Source organism: Infirmifilum sp., from assembly GCF_049970975.1.
In the GTDB taxonomy this organism is placed as follows: domain Archaea; phylum Thermoproteota; class Thermoprotei; order Thermofilales; family Thermofilaceae; genus Thermofilum; species Thermofilum uzonense.
This window is the reverse complement of the sequence record NZ_JBMFLX010000108.1, coordinates 1-4,475: the sequence shown is the minus strand read 5'-3', so window position 1 is coordinate 4,475 and position 4,475 is coordinate 1. Positions and strand designations below refer to the sequence as shown.

Annotated in this window: 2 protein-coding genes and 1 pseudogene; all 3 read left to right on the top strand. The window is 50.2% G+C overall.

Translation table 11 applies throughout. The features are described from left to right. Positions 1 to 837: pseudogene (locus tag ACP5KC_RS09045) on the top strand (hypothetical protein); the annotation flags it as partial. Further along, complete coding sequence (locus tag ACP5KC_RS09040; RefSeq protein ID WP_428287330.1) at positions 827 to 4,027, top strand: DUF499 domain-containing protein; 3,201 nt, start codon at positions 827 to 829, stop codon at positions 4,025 to 4,027. The pseudogene ACP5KC_RS09045 and the gene ACP5KC_RS09040, both read left to right, overlap by 11 nt. Beyond that, positions 4,024 to 4,452: a hypothetical protein gene (locus ACP5KC_RS09035; protein ID WP_428287329.1), complete on the top strand. Its 429-nt coding sequence runs from the start codon at positions 4,024 to 4,026 to the stop codon at positions 4,450 to 4,452. The genes ACP5KC_RS09040 and ACP5KC_RS09035 overlap by 4 nt, the downstream gene beginning before the upstream one ends. Positions 4,453 to 4,475 lie beyond the last annotated feature (23 nt).

Sequence of the window (4,475 nt, the reverse complement as noted above, 5' to 3'; positions counted from 1 at the left end):
GCCAGGGGCAAGGCGGCGCTCGACACCTCGATCGTGGTGGTGTGGAGGCCGGGCCGCATGGGGGAGGGGTTGGTAGAGGAGGTCTATAAAGAGGCTGTCCAGGAGGCTGAGAGGCGTGTCTCAGAGTTGTTAAAATCAGGTTGGTGGGGTATGGACTTATTTGTCGGTACATTGGCTGCTACGTTCGCCCCATTTACTTCTTTGGAGAGGATTGTGGGTGTGAATGATGTTGGGAAGCTCGTAGCTGAGAAGGCTTATCCTGCAGCGGCCAGGGGGTTGGCAAAAGCTATTGCAAAGCATGTTGGAACCGGAGGTTCAGTCGAAGAGGTCAGGAGCAGAGAGGCCCTCTACTATCTGCTGGCTAAACTTCTGTTGCCTCGAAGCTTGAGGGCTGGGAGGAGGGTCATGGATAGGACTACGGTGCATATTCTGGGGTTTGGTACAGGCGTTGATGATCGCCGTCTCCGGGATCTAAGGATAGTTTTGAAGACCGATGGGGATTTCCAGTTGCTAGAGCCTAAGGGGAACAGCCGTGACGATCTCCTGGATCTCATGAGGGAGCGTGGGCTGGATCCCTTTAAGCCTGTGGTGGAGAGTCCTGTCGACGCGCTTCACCTGCTCGAGTACTATGCTTTGAGCCATAATGTAAAGGAGTTTAGGGAACGCTACGAGGAACTGCGGGGGCATGGGGCTCATCATGTTGATGAGGCTCTCAGACTGGCAAGCATATTCTCTAAATTGCTCCCATCATCAGATCCGGAGAAAGAGTTAAACACTCGTGTGATTTCATATCTAACAGGTATAGGCACGCTTGAGGGATGGGTTCATGGGGCTTAAGTCTTATGCACGGGTAAGGCAAGACCTTTACGACGAGTCTCTCGACTCGCAGCTGGCTCCCTCGCTGGCCGAGGTTTATCTTCAGCGTGGTCATGATCTGTACCGTAACTCTGAGAGTTTTTTTGCGGCGACATATCTTTCTGAGACTATTAAGAGGGTTCTGCGGGAGGTCGCTGAAACAGTAGCGGGAAGGGGTAAGAGGAATGTTTTCCCACTATTTTCTCTCTACGGAGGGGGAAAGACGCACCTTCTACTCACGATCATCCACGCGGTGAGGAACCCTTACGCTCTTCAAAAAGTGGATCCTGAGCTTGGAGCACTATACTCTAATGCTAGGCCTCGCCTCGTCGTCCTTGACGGAGAGTCTGACGAGTTATGCCCTAATCCTTCGAAGCCTCTCGGCCTGGGGCCTTACGAGGTGAGGACTGTCTGGGGCTCGCTGGCTTACCAGCTGGGCCGATATGCAGAGTTGAGGGAGGAGGACGAAAAGGTCTATGCCCCTGGCGCTGTAACACTCAAGAAGCTTCTTGGAGAGGAGCCGGTCGTTATCTTAATCGATGAGATTGCTAAGTATGTTACGAGGTTCCGAGAGTCTAGTGATAGCTCTCTGAAAGGCTACGGGAATAGCGTAGTGTCTTTCATTGAGAGCCTGGCAAAGGCTGTAGAGGGGACTAAGGCTGCCCTGGTTATAACGCTCCCACTTGAGGTCAAGGATGGAGAGGAAAAGTACATAGAGGTCTACAGGGAGGCGGCTCGGATGATCCGGAACGGGATCGGTAGGGTTGTCTCAAATTATGAGATGCCACTGAGGCCTGAGGAGACTGTGGAGGTCTTGAAGAGAAGGATTTTTGAGCAGGTCGATGCGAAGGTTGTCGGCGAGCTTCGGAGTAAGTACCTGGTTCTATACCAGAGTGAAGCGAAGTTTTTCGGCAATCAAGCTGTACAGCTTGCTGCTAGGTTGAATGTTACTGCCCCCTTTCACCCAACTTACCTAGATACTCTATACGATATTGTCACCAGGAACCCGGAGCTGCAGCGAACCAGGGACGCCTTGAGGATCTCGAGACTCGTGGTTAGACGAATACTACGGAGCGACGAAGATCCAGACTTCATAATGCCCTGGCATATTGATGTTGCAGACGAAACTATTCGTGGCTTTGTGCTTACACAGCCGTTTGCCTATTTTGAGCCCGTGGTCAATAAGGATCTATTCGAAAAAGCTCGGGAGCTCGACCCGAGGGGCTTGGTATACAGGCTTGCGTTGTCAATTTTCCTTCGGACGTATGTTTATGGTAGGCTTCTTATCCCAGAGAATGTTTTCCCTGGGAAGGAGGACATAGCTTTCATGGTCTACGAGGAGGGACTGGCCCGATCCCTTGGGATCAAGCCGGTTGACATTCTAAATGCGCTCAACATGGCCGAGAATGAACTGTACTACTTGAGAGTGAGGCATGAGCGCTACTGGTTTAACCCCGTGCCTTCCGTGCGAGAATTTTGCGAGGATAAGACGGAACGGGTAGACCCAAATAAGGTTCGGTCTAAGTTGCTGGAGGCTGTGAACAAACTTGCTGTGGGGGGGCCGCCTAACGCGCCTAGAAAGGCTGCGGAGTCTCGCCTCTTCGAGGTTATTATTAGTGAGGGGCCTCTTCCAATTGATGAACCTAGATATATCCTTGTCATTTCTCCAAAAAACCTTAGTAAAGAGGAAATTAGAAAAATCATATATGAGGTTAAAAGTGGCGGAGGCAAAGTATACAGGAATACTATCGCTGTATTATACCCAAGTGATGAGAGGAAGCTCGAAGATCTTTCAATGCATGCTGCTACGATCGTGGCTTGTGATGAAGTGGAGAAACAGTTAGAGGAAATATATCCTGATGAAGAATATCGAAATTATGAACGCAAGGCTCTCCAGAGATATAGAAATAAGAAATGGGAGGAGCTCATGTATAAAATTCTCGCGGCTTTCGACACTATAGCCTTTCCTAGTGAACAAGAAGTGACTGAGGATCGTGTTTCTCTTCGTGACACTTCACTCGCGAGAGGTGCCGAGGAGGCTTTAGCTGATCCGGGATTAGCTAAGGCCAAGATCGACAGGCTGAATTTTGCTGAGCTCGACTTCCTAATTAAGAAAATCCTTGGGAGTTCTCTCGCGGAAAGTGATAAGGAGTTGATGGTTAAGGATATTTTAACGTATTTCTATACCAATCCGAGACTCCCATTTGTGAAGAGGGACCTTGTACTTGAAGCTTTAAAGGAGGGTATTGAAAATTTAAAGATTGGTTTGCAGAGGGGTGGCGAGATTTACTGGCTTCGAATTTACAAGCAGGGTGAAGCTGTGGGGCTCCCAGTGGGTAGGGTTCCTGATAGTGTTTATGAGTCTGACATAGTGCTTCCCTGGAGGAAAGCTGCTTCCAGAATGTTGGAGAGCCTGAAGCCCAGGGTTGTAGAGGAGCAGGGTAGGAAGGTTCGGGTGAGCTATGTGTTTCGTGAGAAAAATCGTGAGACTCCACTTATAGACCTAGATAAGGAGAAGGCTATCGAGATGTTCTTGTCCTACCCAGTGGTTGAGAAGATAGAGGAGATTAGACATGAGGTTCTGGTTGACGTGGTTCCAAGTAGGGTCGAGGTTCTTCCTGGAGGAGAAGTTTCCGTCGAAATCACCATTCAACCCATTGGGTCTATAGAAAGACCCGTTGCTTTACACGTGGATAGGGGCGTTGTTGACCCGAGTAGCGGTTTGCTACCTCTCAAGACTCGCTGGAGCATCACGGCTCCGGAGGCTGAGGGTGAGTACTCGTATACGGTAAGGGTTGAGTCACCCGAACTGGAGCAGCCCGCCATAGCTAGGCTAACCGTCTCGGTTAGAACCGAGAGGACACCCATAATCAATAAGCTCCTGGTAGAGGATCTTGAGGAATTCGAGGATCTGGTTAGGAGTAAGGAACTAGGTCCTCTTGTCTTGGAGAAGGGTGTAATTCGCCTTGAACGTGACTCTGAGCATTTTGAGTTATCTGCGAGAGGGTCTGACCCTCTTGTTTTCCTTGAGCTTGCAAAGGAGCTGAAGAGGAGCACGGGAATCCATGCTGTTAAGGAATTTAGCGCTGAAGTCGTCCTAACGAAGCCTATTGATGTCAAGGGTGACGTTAATAGTATATTGTCGAAGTATAGGGGTGTTAAAGCTCTTTGAACCCCGTCGAGGCAGAGAGATTAATTATCTATACGTATAGGCGTGTCAAGCGGAGGGGCTCTGACGATGCTGTGCAGGTTTGCCATTTCTACCCTGGCACTTACACTCGCAGGGCTGAATTAGTTGCTGTGTGCCCGTGGGTCGAAATAGTAATGATGGCAGAAAAAATTGGGGTGCATGTGAAGCCGAGAAAACGCTCGCTCAGGGTTGGAGAGGAATCCTATAAGAGGCTTGTGGTATACGCTGCTGTTCGCGAGACCTTGAGGAGCCCGGCGAAGATAATGGAGCTGGAGGAGGTGGTTAGGATGCTGGAGGAGTACGAGCTACACTTCTGGTTCACGAGGATTCTCGCCGCCTTCGAGAAGGGTAGGCTTGCCGTGAGAAGGCCTGTGCAGGCGTTCAAGGTACTGCACGGGTTGGACTAGGATGGCTGTAGATCTGGTCAGGG

What these genes read in the sequence shown, in the direction of transcription:
- ACP5KC_RS09040 (WP_428287330.1), top strand. Translation starts at nt 827, where the DNA reads ATGGGGCTTAAGTCTTATGCACGGGTAAGGCAAGACCTTTACGACGAG.